4 protein-coding genes and 1 tRNA gene are annotated in these 14992 nt (G+C 68.2%); 1 reads left to right on the top strand and 4 read right to left on the bottom strand.

What is annotated here, in order from left to right:
- Positions 1-284: 284 nt before the first annotated feature.
- Positions 285-3032: a TonB-dependent receptor gene (locus CURTO8I2_RS02025; RefSeq protein WP_159678242.1), complete on the top strand. Its 2748-nt coding sequence runs from the start codon at positions 285-287 to the stop codon at positions 3030-3032.
- A gap of 54 nt (positions 3033-3086) precedes the next feature.
- Here CURTO8I2_RS02025 and CURTO8I2_RS02020 read toward each other — a convergent pair whose 3' ends face one another.
- The 4 genes from CURTO8I2_RS02020 to uvrB all read right to left on the bottom strand — a co-directional run bounded on the left by CURTO8I2_RS02020 (position 3087) and on the right by uvrB (position 14530).
- The gene (locus CURTO8I2_RS02020; RefSeq protein ID WP_159678240.1) at positions 3087-3311 is read right to left on the bottom strand and encodes a hypothetical protein; all 225 of its coding nucleotides are present in this window, start codon (positions 3309-3311) and stop codon (positions 3087-3089) included.
- A complete protein-coding gene (locus CURTO8I2_RS02015; protein WP_159681512.1) occupies positions 3311-11929 on the bottom strand; it encodes a glycoside hydrolase family 94 protein in 8619 nt (2872 codons plus the stop codon). Before CURTO8I2_RS02015 ends, CURTO8I2_RS02020 begins: the two co-directional genes overlap by 1 nt.
- A 435-nt stretch (positions 11930-12364) precedes the next feature.
- Positions 12365-12439 (bottom strand) — tRNA-Val (locus CURTO8I2_RS02010).
- A gap of 57 nt (positions 12440-12496) precedes the next feature.
- Positions 12497-14530 (bottom strand): excinuclease ABC subunit UvrB, encoded by a 2034-nt coding sequence (gene uvrB / locus CURTO8I2_RS02005; RefSeq protein WP_159678239.1) that lies wholly within the window; start codon positions 14528-14530, stop codon positions 12497-12499.
- Positions 14531-14992 lie beyond the last annotated feature (462 nt).

Genomic DNA, 14992 nt, shown 5'->3' with positions numbered 1-14992 from the left:
GGTGCGAGGGACCGGTCACCGTCCGCGCTAAGGCAGGAAAACACGCACGTGCCAGGCGCCGTGCGCGGGCGATGTGAGGTTCCGCGACATCGCCCGCGAGGCATTGCGACCCGTGCGATGACACCGTGGCAATCGTCACGCAATGAATACGTATGCAGCGTGCGTTGCACGTTCTGACTCGCGACTACCATGGCCGCGACCCGTACCACGCCTGCCCCGACGGCGCCGTGGACGGCTACAAACGATGCAATACCGCTGTCCGCTGGACACCCTTGGGAGGGGAGATGTCGAAGCTCGATCGCAACCTGCTCAGTGCCGCACTGTCGTCGGCACTGCTGATGCTCGCCGCTGGCGCGCACGCACAGACCACGACCAATTCCTCGAACACCGCCGCTGCGGACGAGGCCACCGAACTCGATGCGGTGAAGGTCACCGGCATCCGGCGCGGTATCGAGAGCGCGATCTCGATCAAACGCGACGCCACCCAGATCGTCGAAGCGGTGTCTGCCGAAGACATCGGCAAGCTGCCCGACGTCAGCATCGCCGAATCCATCGCCCGCCTGCCCGGTGTCTCGGCGCAGCGCGTCGCCGGTCGCGCGCAGGTGATCAGCGTGCGCGGCCTGTCGCCCGACTTCGCGACCACGCTGCTCAACGGTCGCGAGATGGTCAGCACCGGCGACAACCGCAGCGTGGAATTCGACCAGTACCCGTCGGAACTCGTCAGCGGCGTCACCGTGTACAAGACGCCCGACGCCGGCCTGTTCGGCCAGGGGCTGTCGGGCACGCTGGACATGCAGACCGTGCGGCCGCTGAACTTCAGCGAGTCGGTGATCACGCTCAACGGTCGCTACCAGCGCAATTCGCTGGGCGAAGCGGCGAAGACCGATCCCTACGGCAACCGCATCAGCGGCAGCTGGATCGGCCAGTCCGCCGATCGCCGCTTCGGTTTCTCGATCGGCTATTCGCACAGCGACACGCCGATCCAGGAAAACCAGGTCGGCCTCTACGAGCCGTGGAAGACCGACGCCCGCCCGGGCCTCGCGCCCGGCACATGGGCGACCGACGGCATGAAGGCGTTGCGCCGGACCGGCTTCACCAAGCGCGACGGTGTCATGGCGACGCTGCAGTTCCGCCCCTCGAACGCGTGGACCAGCACGCTGGACATGTTCCATTCGCGCGCCGAGCAGGAAGACACCGCGAACCAGTTCGAGGTCAATACCCAGTTCAACGGCTCGTTCCCCTGCAACCCCGCGTGCGTCTACAGCGATGTGCGCACCAGCGAGAACGGCAGCTTCGCCGGCGGCACGCTGACTGGCGTCTACCCGCTGGTGCGCGGCATCTACAACCGTCGCGAGGACCGCATCTCGGCGGTGGGCTGGAGCAACGAGTTCAACTTCGAGTCGGCGCGTCTGTTCACGGACATCAGCTGGTCGAAGGCCAAGCGGTCGGAAATCAGCCTGGAGAACAACGCCCAGCGCCTGCCGAACCCGTCGCTCGACACGATCGAGATCGACATCCGCAGCAATGATTTCACCCAGCTCGCCCCGGGCCTCGACTACTCCGATCCCGCGCGCCTGTTCCTGACCAACACCATCTACGGCTCGGGCTACGGCAAGACGCCGCAGGTGGAGGACGAGCTCAAGGCCGCGCGCATCGGTCTCACCCTGCCCGCCCCCGGCTCGATCACGTGGCTGTCGGAATTCGACTTCGGCCTCAACCACACCGACCGCGAGAAGTCCAAGCGCCAGCCCGAGGGCAACATCAACCTCGGCCCGCAGGGTGATACCGCGATCGCGGACGATCTGCAGTACGGTCTGGTCGACCTCGGCTTCGCGGGCGTCGGCTACATCCCGGCCTGGAACGTGCCCGGCGCCGTGGACCGCTACATGGTCTTCGAGCCGACCGAGGATCTGGATTACCTGATCCCGAAGGCCTGGACGGTCAGCGAGAAGATCACCAGCGCGTTCGCGCGCGCGAACCTGAGCACCGAATGGGGCGTGGCCACGGTCACCGGCAACGTCGGCGTGCAGATCCAGCGTGTCGACCAGTCGTCCGCGTCGCGTTACTTCGATTCCACGCAGCCGGCCGGCAGCAACGTGCGGCCGTTCGAGTCGGGCAAGACCTACACCGATGTGCTGCCGAGCATGAACCTCGCGTTCCAGCTGCCGAACGAGCACACGGTGCGCGTGGGCCTGGCCGAGCAGGTCGCGCGTCCGCGCGTGGACCAGCTGCGTTCGTCGCTGGAATTCGGTGTCGACGAGAGCACCGGCCGTCCGGGCGGCAGCGGCGGCAACCCGCTGCTCGATCCGTGGCGCGCGTACGCGTTCGACGTGTCGTGGGAGAAGTACTTCGGCAACCGCGCCTACGTGGCCGCTGCGTTCTTCTACAAGGACCTGCGCACCTACATCTACACGCAGACCGTCGACGACTACGACTTCTCCGACTTCGTCGCCAGCTACGTGCCGCGTCCGGGCACGCCGCCGGTGCAGAACATCGGCAACTTCACCGCGCCGCAGAATGGTGAGGGCGGCACGTTGCGCGGTCTGGAACTGACGGCGTCGCTGCCGTTCGACCTGTGGACCGAGTCGCTGCGCGGTTTCGGCATCGTCGCCAGCGCCAGCTTCAATGACAGCAGCATCCAGATCTTCGATCCCGAGAGCGCCAACAGCGTGGGCAGCGGCCCGATCGACCTGCCGGGTCTGTCGAAGCGGGTCTACAACCTGACGGCGTACTACGAGCGCGACGGTTTCGAAGCGCGCGTCAGCCAGCGCCGGCGTTCGGACTTCATCGGCGAGATCGGCAATTTCGACGGTGCACGTACGCTGCGCTACGTCGTCGGCGAGAACATCACCGACGCGCAGATCAGCTACAGCTTCGGTGAGGGGTCGGCGCTCGATGGCCTGACCCTGCTGCTGCAGGCCAACAACCTCACCAACGAGGCCTACCGCACCTACGCCGGCACCCGCGATCGTCCGCTCGAGAATCTCGAATGGGGCCGGACGTACCTGGCGGGCCTGAACTTCAAGTTTTGAGTCCGACAGCCTGCACGACACGAAGGGACGGCCCGCAAGCCGTCCCTTTCGCGTTCAAGGGCGCCTCGGCCGCACGCAGCCAGCCTCGGCGAGCATCGCCTCCAGACGCGTCCGCACCGCGGCGCGCTCGGCCTCGTCGCGGGCCCGTGCAAGGATCTTCGCCGACAGCGCGTCGAACTGCGGCCAGAACGCGGCTGGTGCGCGCAGCTTCTCGCGCCAGACCGGGAGCATGCCGGCCAGGGCGTCGAGCGCGCTGTCGAGTTCGATCCGCAGCGCCATCAGCCCACATCCCCGTCCGCAGGCCGCGGCCACTGCAGCACCACGTCGTGGACCGCGTCGGCGGTGTGCAGCGTGATCTCCAGACCAGGCTGTACCGCACCGTCGAGCGTGAGTTGCGGGGCCTGCGAACCACCGGTCCGCACGATTTCGATGCGATACACCGCCGCGCCATGCCGCAACTGCATCCGGTAGCCGGGCCAGGCGTCGGGAATGCAGGGCACGATGCGCAACGTGTCGCCGCGACGCTGCAGGCCCAGCAGCGACTCGCTGAGCAGGCGATACATCCAGCCCGCCGAACCGGTGTACCAGGTCCAGCCGCCACGGCCGACATGCGGCGCGACGCCGTAGACATCGGCCGCCATGACGTAGGGCTCGACCTTGTAGACCGCGGTGCCGGCCGCGTCTTCGGCGTGGTGCACCGGATTGATCATGCGCGCCAGTTCCCAGGCGCGCTCGCGGTCGTCGAGCGCGGCGAAGGCCATCGCCGTCCACACCGCGGCATGGGTGTACTGGCCGCCGTTCTCGCGCACGCCCGGCACGTAGCCGCGGATGTAGCCGGGATCGTGCGCGGTGGTGTCGAACGGCGGATCGAGCAGCTGGATCAACCCCGCCTCGCGCTTGACCAGATGGGTGTCGAGCGCGGCCATCGCCTGGCGCGCACGCCCCGGCTCCGCCGCGCCCGACAGCACCGACCAGCTCTGCGAGATCGAATCGATCCGGCATTCGTCGCTGGACTGCGAGCCGATCGGCGTACCGTCGTCGAACCAAGCGCGCCGGTACCAGCCACCATCCCAGGCCTCGGCTTCCAGATTCCCCTGCAGGCGTTGCGCAGCGGCGACGCAGGTGGCTGCGAACGTCGCGTCGCCGCGCGCCTCGGCAACCGGGATGAAACGTTGCAGCACGTCGTAAAGGAAGAAGCCGAGCCACACGCTTTCGCCGCGGCCGGCCTCGCCCACGCGGTTCATGCCGTCGTTCCAGTCGCCGGTGCAGATCAGCGGCAGGCCGCGTTCGCCGAGCAGCGACATGCCCCGCTCCAGTGCGAGCACGCAGTGGTCGTAGAACGACTGCACGCGACCCGACGGCACCGGAAGGTCGTAGTACGACTCCTCGTCGGCATTGACCAGGCGGCCTTCGATGAAGCCGACCCGCTCGTCGAGCACGCTGTCGTCGCCGGTGACCTCCAGGTAGCGGCAGGCCGCGAGCGGCAGCCACAGATAGTCGTCGGAGCAGCGCGTGCGCACGCCGCGGTCGGCCGGCGGGTGCCACCAGTGCAGCACGTCGCCCTGCGGGAACTGGTGCGCCGCGCTGAGCAGCAGATGGGCGCGGGTCAGCGCCGGCATCGCATGCACGGTCGCCATCGTGTCCTGCAGCTGGTCACGGAACCCGAACGCGCCGCCGGACTGGTAGTAGCCGCTGCGGGCAACGTAGCGGCACGCCAGCGTCTGGTACAGCAGCCAGCCGTTGACCAGCAGGTCGGTCGCAGGCTCGGGCGTCTCCACCCGCACCGCACCGAGGATCTGCAGCCAGTGCAGGCGCACCCCGTCGAGCGCGTCGTGCGCCGGCATCGAGCCGCGCAGTCCGTGCGCCAGCTGCAGCGCGGCGTGCATGTCGTCGCCGATGCCGAGCCGGAACACGGTCTCCGTCGCCTGCCCCGGGGCGAGATCCACCTGCACCTGGATTGCGGTGCACGGGTCCAGCCCGGCACCCAGGCGGCCCGACAACCGCTCGCGACGCAGCGCATCCGGGGCCCGCAGGCTGCCGTTGCGGCCGAGGAACTCGGTGCGGTCACCGGTGAACGTGCGCCGGTCGCCGTCGACGTCGAAGAAGGCGACGCGCCCGCCGAATTCCGTGTTGTAGGGGTTGCGCGCGGTCAGCACGCCAGTGCCGGCATCGCGCTCGGTGATCACGTGCATCTGCGATTTCACCCGGATGTCGCCGAGCACCCACTCGACGTAACCCGTCGCCGACAGCCGGCGCGCACGACCCGAGAGATTGCGCAGCTTCAGCACCGAGAATTTCACCGCCTCGCGCAGGCCGACGAAGATCCACAACTCGCTGGCGATCCCGTCCTCGACGTGCTCGTAGACGCTGTAGCCGAATCCGTGGCGGGTGCGATAGGCGCCGCGCCCGCGCATCGGCAGCGGCATCGGCGACCACGTGTGGCCGCTTTCCTCGTCGCGCAGATAGAAGGCTTCGCCGCCGGTGTCGGACACCGGATCGTTGTGCCACGGCGTCAGCCGGAACTCGTGCGCGTTCTCGAACCAGGTATAGCCGGCTCCGCTTTCGCTGACCACGCTGCCGAGCTTGGGATTGGCCATCACGTTGGACCAGGGCGCAGGCGTGGTCGCGGCGTCGTCGAGCACGATCACGTACTCGCGGCCATCGGCCGCGAACGCCCCCAGACCGTTGTCGAAGCGCACGGATTCGGCCACTTTCTCGAACGGCCACGGGTCTTCGTCGGACGTCGACGCGTCACGCGGCGGCAGGCCGTCGAACCCGGCCGACCGCTCGGCCGCCGCGTCGTCGCCCGCCTCGTCCGGCGCGCGCACGCCCGCATCGCTTGCGACCAGCAGCGGCATGCTGCGCTCGGCCGTCGCGTGTCGGGACACCTGCGCGGCCAGCGTGCCGTACTGGTCGCCGACGATCACGCGCGCCACCGACTGGATCAGGATGCGGTCCTCCTGCGAGATCTGCTGCGCCGGCCGCACGAAGATGCCACCCGGCCGGTCGAGGACATTGCCTTCCGGCCCCGCCGAGACCAGGCCGAGGATCTGCTCCTGCAACTCCTGGCGGTAGCCGGCCTGGTCCTCGTTCCAGATGACCAGGTCGACCTGCAGGCCTTTCAGACGCCAGTACGCGTGCGCCTGGACCATCTGCCGGACCAGTTCGATGTTCTCGGCATGGGCGATCTGCACCAGCACGATCGGCAGGTCGCCGGAGATCGCATGCCCCCACAACCCCGACTGTCCCCGCCTGTTCTGCAGCAGCACGGCGCTGTCGGCGCGCAGGAACGGATGCGCGAATGTCAGCAGTCCCGCCACGCGTTCGTAGAGCTGCGCGTCGCCCTGCGTGGCGTTGATCTGCCGGCGGACCACCTGACTGTGGGTCCAAGCGAGATCGAATACGCGGTCGGCGAGACGGCGGTCGCGATACTTGTCCAGCAGCGCCGCACAGGCATCACGATCGCCCCCGACGCCGGTGACCAGATCGAGCACGGCGGTCTGCTCCGGCGCCAGCGTCACCCGCACGCGGATCGCGACGACCGGATCGAGCACCGACCCCGCGCTGTCGGACAGCGGGCCGGCGCTGCGCATGGCCAGCGGATCGCGTGGCGTCAGGCCGCGACCGATGAAGCGTGCGCGATCGGTCTCGTAGGAAATTTCGACAATGTCGGCATCGTGGGCGGCGACGAGATGGAACATCCACGGCGGGATTTCGTCGTGCGCGCGCGGGCGTCGGGTGCACAGCAGCGCCTGCTTGTCGCGGACGATTTCCGTCTGCACGAACAGGTTGCTGAAGGCCGGGTGCAGTTCGTCGGCGATCGCCGGCGCCAGCACGACTTCCGCATAGGTGGTGATCTCGATGGTCCGCGGACGCCGCGACCGGTTGCTGAGCCGCAGACGCCGCAGTTCGATGTCGTCCTCGGCCGAGATCGCGATTTCAAGATGCGTCTCGACCCCGCGCCTGCGACCGCGGAATTCGGCCTTCGCGTCGGAGAAGATCGCCTCGTAGTGCTCCACGGGCACGCAGGTGGGCTGGTACGCGGCCGACCAGACATCGTCGTTCTCGACATCGCGCAGATAGCAGAAGCTGCCCCAGTGGTCGCGGGTCCCGTCCTCACGCCAGCGCACCACCGCCATGTCGTGCTGCCGCAGGTAACCGCCGCCGGCGCTGGTGAGCAGCGCATGCATGCGACCGTTCGACAGCATCTGGACTGCGGGTCGTGTGGTCTCGGGCGTCCGGAATACACGCAACTGGGTCTCGTCACCGCCGCCACTGGTGCGCACGCCGACCGACTCGACCTCGTGCGGCAGGAATACGCCGGTCCGCGGCACGCGCTCCTGCAACAGCAAGAGCGTGGCTTGGAATTCGGCATCGGCGGTGAAACGCTTCTGCATCGGCTGCTCGTGCAACAGATGGTCGAGCGCGAGAAAGCCCATGCCCTGGTGATGCGCCATGAACGACCGGACCACCGCGTGCGTCTGACCACGCGGCAGGCGCGAAGCCGTGTAGTCGATCGCCTCGAACAGCCCGAAACGCCCGGAGAAACCGGCGGCATCAAGCCGTTGCAGGTTCTGCGTTGCCGCCTCGGGCGCGACCATCAGTGCCATCATCGTCGCGTATGGCGCGATCACCAGATCCTCGCCGAGTCCGCGCTTGAGCCCGAGTCCGGGCACGCCGAACGCGCGGTACTGGTAGTTCATCCGCGTATCGACCGTGTTGTAGCCGGATTCCGAGATGCCCCAGGGCACGTCGTGCTGACGGCCGTAGGCGATCTGCGCCTGCACCGCGTGCCGCGCAGTCTGGTCGAGCAGCGTGTCCGGGTAACTCGGCATCACCAGCTGCGGCATCAGGTACTCGAACATCGAGCCACTCCACGACAGCAGCGTCGGGTCACCATCGACCTCGGTCAGCAGCCGGCCCAGCGCGAACCACGTGTCCTGCGGCAGCTGGCCCTGCGCGACCGCGACGAAACTGCACAGCCGCGCTTCAGAGGCGAGCAGATCGTAGTGCCCCTGATCGAGGCGCCGGTTGTCGACGTCGTAGCCGATCGACAGCAAATGCCGCGCGCGGTCGTAGAGAAAACCGTACTCCATCAGCGAGAACTGGCCGGCGACATGGGCCAGCCGTTCCAGTTCGTGGACCTGCGCGCAGGCCCACGCCCGCACATCGGACGCGTTGCCCGGCGCGCACAGCATGCGCAGCGATGGCAGACCAGCCCTGTGCCCGGGGCGCGTCGCAGTGGTGTCCGATGCCGGCATACACGCGCGCAGGGCGTCACCCGCTTCGGCGCACGCGGCAACCAGACGCGCTGCCCAGTGCGCGGGTGCGTCTTCCAGTGGATCGTAGGTATCGGCCGGCGGCGACAGCGACGCCAGCGGTACCGCGAGCGCGGCAAGCGCGTCGATGGCCGCGAGTGCATCGCCCAGCGTCTCCGGCGGCGTCGCCCGGGCGAGCGCGAGGCGCGCCTCAAACGCTTCGACGGCTGCGCTCCATGCCGGATCGGCATGGCCCTGCGCTTCGTAGAGTTCGCGCAGTACGTCGACCGTGTGGGACAGCCCCGTGAAGGTCTGCGGCGCCAGCACGGGCGCATCGGCGAGGCCCAGCAGGCCCTGTCGCAGGGTCAGCAGGTGGCCTGCCAGGTTGCCGCTGTCGACGCTGGAGATGTAGCGCGGCTGCAGCGGCGTCAGCGTTTCGGTGTCGTACCAGTTGTAGAAGTGCCCACGGTGGCGCTCCATGCGGTCGAGCGTGGCGAAGACGCGCCGGGTCCGCGTCATCACCGCAGCGGTCTGCAGATAGCCGAAATCCCACGCGCCCAGATTCGCCAGCAGCGACAGGCCGATGTTGGTCGGCGAGGTGCGGCGTGCGACGACCAGTGACGGGTGTTCCTGGATGTTGTCCGGTGGCAACCAATGGTCGTCTTCGCGGATGTTGACCTCGAAGAACGCCCAGGTACGTCGCGCCAGGCGGCCGAGAAAATCCAGCTGCACCATCGACAGCTGCGCGCTGCGCTGCGCCGGCGCGCGACCGAGCCACGCCATCAGCAGCGGCGACACCGCCCAGAGCAGCAGCACGGGACCGGCGACCCACAGCGCCACGGGATTCGTCCGCAGCACCAGCAGGCCGATCAGCAGCGACAGCACGGGTGCGCCCCACATCGCGCGCAGCTCGGCGGCCATGCCGCTGCCGAGCGACCGCTCGACTTCGCTCGACGGATTCCATTGCAGCAGATGCCGGCGCGTGACCAGCGTGCGCCACAGCGTCACCGCGATCGCCGACAGGCTGAACATCGCCTCGTAGGGCAGACACGCGAAATTCACCACGGCGCGCACCAGCCCACGCCCGGTCGCATCGCCGACCTGCAGCAGATGCGTGTCGAGGCGCATGTCGGCCGGTTTCGACAGCAGGTCGCGCAGCGCAGGAATCAGCACCGGCGCGAAGAACACCGCCAGCAGCCAGAACGTCCAGGCCAGCGGCGCGGTGAGCGTCGTCCAGCCGAACACCAGCAGCGCGAGCGCGGACGCCGGCACCAGACTGCGGCGCAGGTTGTCGATCAGCTTGCCGCGCGAGAGCCACGACAGCGGGTTGCGCACCCGGCCGTCGCGTGCCGTCGGTACCCACGGCATCAGCCAGGGCAGCAGCTGCCAGTCGCCACGGATCCAGCGGTGGCGCCGCTTCACGTCGGCGGCGTAGCGCGCGGGATAGTCCTCGTACAGACGGACGTCGCTGACCAGGCCCGCGCGGGCGTGGCAGCCTTCCAGCAGGTCGTGGCTGAGGATGCGGTTGTCGGGGAAGCGCCCGTGCAGGGCCTGCTCGAACGCGTCGATGTCGTAGATGCCCTTGCCGACGAAGGAGCCTTCGCCGAACAGGTCCTGGTACACGTCCGACACCGTGCGCGTATAGGGATCGATGCCGGGCTCGCTGCCGTACATGCGGGCATAGCGGCTGATGCGCCGGCCGCTGAAACTGCTGCCGACACTCGGTTGCAGGATGCCGTAGCCGCGGGTCACGCGATTGCGCCTGGGATCGAACACCGCCCGGTTGAGCGGATGCGCCAGCGTGCCGACGAAGGCGCGCGCGGCGTCGCGCGGCAGCCGTGTGTCGGTATCGAGGGTGATCACGTAGCGCACGTTGGCCAGCACCTCGGTCCGGCCGACGATCTGCTGGAACGCACCCGTGCCGGCGCCGCGCAGGAAGCCGTTCAATGCGGCGAGCTTGCCGCGCTTGCGTTCCTCGCCGATCCAGCGCCCCTCGCCCGCATTCCAGGTGCGCGGCCGGTGGAACAGGAAGAAGCGGTCGCCGCCGGGCGCCGGGCTGTCGGCCAGATACCGCTGGTTGAGGCCGGCGATCAGTGCCGCGGCGTGGGCGAGCACGGCCGCATCGCCCGGCAGGGTCTGCTGGTCGGCGTCGAGATCGTCGCTGAGCAATGCGAAATGGAGATGCGGATCGCGGTTGGCGAGGAACCGCACCTCGAGTCCTTCGACCAGTGCGTCGACCGTGGCGATGTCGCCGAACATGCAGGGCACGACGACGAGCGTCCGCTCGCTGGGCGGCAGGCCCAGGGAGAACTCCAGGCGCGGCAGCGGCTTCGGCGCCACGATCACCGTGGCCAGCCAGTTGGTCAGCGCGATGCCGAGCTCGCTGAAGACCAGCAGGCCCAGCAGGATCAGCACCCAGGCAGGCGCCCAAGAGACCGCGTGCGCACCGGACTGGCCGAGCAGGCCGGTCGTGGCGAGGGCGACGACCACGGCGATCAGCGACAGATACACCGGTAGCGGCACGGTGCGCGGCGCCATGCGCGCCTTGCGGCGTCCGTGCGCCGACGCCAGCGTGGTCAGGGTGGCGTCGACGCCGTCGTCGACGAGGTAGTAGCCGACGTGCGCTTCGATGCTGTCGGCCGCATGCACCTGCGCCAGTCGCACCGTCGTCTGCGCGACGTCCACCTCGCTGGCGCCGCTGCGCCGGGCGATGGTCTCGACCGCATGGCGGTAATGGTCGCGGGTCGCGAAATCCATGAGGCCGTACGTGGCCGCGGGGTCCTCGCGCAGGGCCGCATCGACCAGGCTCATGGTCTCGACGTATTCGCGCCAGTCCATGTTCGCGAGGAAACGCAGGCTGCCGATGCTGTTGCCGATCGACACCTGGTCGGCCGCCTGCTGCTGGCTTTCGGCGTGGACCAGCGCGTCGATGCGCAGTCCACTGTCGGTCAGCCACTGCTCGATCCACGTCAGCGGCAGCGACAGCAGCGCGCCGCGCCCGTGCAGGCCCCGGGTGAGTTCGGCGACGAAGGCGCCGGTGGCCGGCGGCTGGCTGCGGGCCATGTCGGCGACCACCAGCACCACATCCTTGGGCGAGCCGGTCGCGGTGGCGTTGAGTTCTTCGGCCCAGCGCCGCGCACGGCGGTGATCACGGCCGTCGTGGATCACGCGGGCGGCCATGCGCCGCAGGTTCTCCAGCACCGCGAGGCGCAACATGATCGGGATCGCCCACAGCTCGCCCAGCGTCAACGGCGTGACCAGCTGGTAGGCCGCGACGAAGCGGCTCAGCGTGACCGCATCCACCTGGCCATCGCCATGTGCGACCGCCTCCATCGCGAGGTCGTAGACCCGCGGCAGTCCGGCCGACGCACCCTGCGACAACGCCGGCAGTTCACGGCTGTAGCCCTTGGGCAGATGCCGCCGCGCGAGTCGCACCTGCTCCTCGATCAGGTGGTAGTTGTCGAGCAACCACTCGCCGGCCGGGGTGATGCGGATGTCGTCGCGGACCATCAGCGACAGGAACGTGCGCGCATCCTCGAGCAGCGCCGCGTTCTCGCTCAGTCGTGCGAGCAGACGATCGGGCACGCGCCCGGTGTGGATGCGATGGGTGAGCGCGAGCGCCTTGCCGTGCAGCTCCATCTGCTCGGCGCTGAACAGCTGCGCGCGAAGCGGCGCCTCGGACGCGAGATCGGTGGAATCGAGCGGGGAAGCGTATGTGCCGAACCGGCTGCGCAAGCGCGACCAGCGGCGGGACATCCTCGAAGCAGCGTGCATGGAGGATCCTGTCAAGCCGACGGCCTGCTTGCCGCTAGGCTGCGCCCTGCAGACGGGAGCCGGCGTGACGGCACGCGCCCACTGCATCGACCGATGCGCGCAAGCGCACCGATGATTGCGAGTCGCATACGTCGCCCCTGCGCGCAGGGCGAGACAGCAGCGCGAACCGCGTGCGTGAATCCGGAGAGATGAAGATGCGTGTGGCCTGACGTCGGCCGATCGCGCGTCACATCGGCCAGGGCGCTGCGCGCCGGCCGGCTCTTCGATCCCACCCCACCCTGCTGCATCAAGGGTACGAGGTGGTGGGCGGTACAGGGTTCGAACCTGTGACCCCTACCATGTCAAGGTAGTGCTCTACCGCTGAGCTAACCGCCCGAAGGGTGCGAATCATACACCGGATTCGCGCGTTGTCGAATACCCGCGCGCAAATTTCTACCGGACCAGGCTCGCGTCCTTGATCTGGCGGATCTGGTCGCGGATCCGACCGGCCGCCTCGAACTCCAGATCGCGCGCGTGCTGGTACATCTGCTGCTCCAGCGCCTTGAGGCGTGCGGCCAGCTTCTCCGGTGGCATCGCGGCGTAATCCTCGACCGGCTCTGCCACCTTGCGGCTCTTGCCGCGCCCCTTCTTCTCCAGCTCGGGCTCGGCGCGGGCGCCTTCCATGATGTCGACGATCGCGCGCGCCACCGACGTCGGCGTGATGCCGTGCTCGGTGTTGTACTCGACCTGCTTCGCCCGGCGGCGATCGGTCTCGTCGAGCGCCATCTGCATCGAATTGGTGATCCGGTCGGCGTAGAGGATCGCCTTGCCGCGGAGGTTGCGCGCCGCGCGGCCGATCGTCTGGATCAGCGAACCGCCCGAGCGCAGGAAGCCCTCCTTGTCGGCATCGAGGATCGCGACCAGCGATACCTCGGGCATGTCGAGTCCTTCGCGCAGCAGGTTGATGCCCACCAGGACGTCGAACTTGCCGAGGCGCAGGTCACGGATGATCTCCACACGCTCCACGGTGTCGATGTCCGAATGCAGGTAGCGCACCTTGATCTCGTGCTCGCCGAGATATTCGGTGAGGTTCTCGGCCATCCGCTTGGTCAGCACGGTGATCAGCACGCGGTCGCCCATCTCGACCCGCTCGCGGATCTCGCCCAGGACATCATCGACCTGGCTCGCGACGGGGCGGATCTCGACCACCGGATCGATGAGGCCGGTCGGGCGCACCACCAGCTCGGTGATCTGCCCCTCCGACTTGTCCAGTTCGTACTTGCCGGGCGTCGCCGAGACGAAGATCGCGCGCGGCGCACGCCCTTCCCACTCCTCGAACTTCAACGGCCGGTTGTCCATCGCCGACGGCAGGCGGAAGCCGAAGTTCACCAGCGTTTCCTTGCGCGAACGGTCGCCCTTGTACATGGCGCCGATCTGCGGGACGGTCACGTGTGACTCGTCGACCACCAGCAGCGCGTCCGGCGGCAGATAGTCGAACAGGCACGGCGGCGCTTCACCGGGCATGCGTCCGGTCAAATGCCGCGAATAGTTCTCCACGCCGTTGCAGTAGCCGACCTCGGCCATCATTTCCAGATCGAACTGCGTCCGCTGCTGCAGACGCTGGGCCTCGACCAGCTTGTTCTCGGCATAGAACTGCTCCAGGCGCGGCGGCAGTTCCGCCTTGATCGCCTCGACCGCTTCGAGCGTCGTGCGGCGCGTGGTGACGTAGTGCGATTTCGGGTAGATGGTGTAACGCGGCAAGGTGCGCTTGGTCTCGCCCGTCAAGGGGTCGAACTGGGTGATGCGCTCGATCTCGCCGTCGAACAGCTCGATGCGCAGCGCATCCATTTCCGATTCCGCCGGATGGATGTCGATGACCTCGCCGCGCACGCGATAGGTGCCGCGGCGCAATTCGGTGTCGTTGCGGCTGTACTGCATCGCCGTCAGGCGCTGGATCAATTCGCGCTGGTCGATGCGCTCGCCGCGCACCATGTGCAGCACCATCCGGAAGTACTCGTTCGGATCGCCGAGGCCGTAGATCGCCGACACCGAACAGACCACGATCGCATCGCGTCGCTCGAGCAGCGCCTTGGTCGCCGACAGCCGCATCTGTTCGATGTGTTCGTTCACCGAACTGTCCTTCTCGATGTACGTGTCCGACGACGGCACGTACGCCTCGGGCTGGTAGTAGTCGTAATAGCTGACGAAGTACTCGACCGCGTTGTGCGGGAAGAACGACTTGAACTCGCCGTAGAGCTGCGCGGCCAGGGTCTTGTTCGGCGCCATCACCAGCGTCGGCTTCTGCACCTGCTGGATCACGTTGGCGATGGTGTAGGTCTTGCCCGAGCCCGTGACGCCTAGCAGCGTCTGGTGCGCCAGACCCGCCTCGAAGCCGTCGACCAGCTTTTCGATCGCCTGCGGCTGATCGCCCGCCGGCTTGTACGGCGAGACCAGCTGGAACGCGGCGGGGTGGATGACGTCGTTCATGAGGCAGGCCGATCCGGGGAAGCAGGTGACATGGGGACAGAGGCAACCCGCCACAACGCGAATCCGGCGCACTCGGGGCACATGGACAGGGCGCGGACATCGTTGTGACGCGGCCGCCCACGATAGCAGTGGGCGGTTTCCGACCACCGCATGGGACGCAGACCGGCTGCACGGGCCCGCCGACACGCGGAATCTGGATGCCCTGCAGGATTGCAGGTAACCGGTGCAGGAGCTGAGACGACACCCGCGACCGGCATGACGGAGCCGATCGCAATCGCGTCGTGGAGGCGCCCGCCCAGCGACAGGACAAGGACGTCCTCATGCGCCAGCGATACACCGCTAACCTTCCGCGCGACCGCCTCCATCTGGACGGGGCCGGACTGCCACCCGGCCGCCGGCATGCGCATCCGTGTGACGCAGGCACACCGGGCATCAGCGGCGCGCCGCCGCCTTCACCGATCC

The organism is Luteimonas sp. 9C, assembly GCF_902506295.1.
Classification (GTDB): domain Bacteria; phylum Pseudomonadota; class Gammaproteobacteria; order Xanthomonadales; family Xanthomonadaceae; genus Luteimonas.
The sequence above is the reverse complement of the archived record's forward strand: the minus strand, read 5'-3'. Positions and strand labels throughout refer to the sequence as shown.

Coding starts and splice junctions, on each gene's coding strand:
- uvrB (WP_159678239.1), bottom strand. CDS start 14,530: ATGAACGACGTCATCCACCCCGCCGCGTTCCAGCTGGTCTCGCCGTAC.
- CURTO8I2_RS02025 (WP_159678242.1), top strand. CDS start 285: ATGTCGAAGCTCGATCGCAACCTGCTCAGTGCCGCACTGTCGTCGGCA.
- CURTO8I2_RS02015 (WP_159681512.1), bottom strand. CDS start 11,929: ATGGAGCTGCACGGCAAGGCGCTCGCGCTCACCCATCGCATCCACACC.
- CURTO8I2_RS02020 (WP_159678240.1), bottom strand. CDS start 3,311: ATGGCGCTGCGGATCGAACTCGACAGCGCGCTCGACGCCCTGGCCGGC.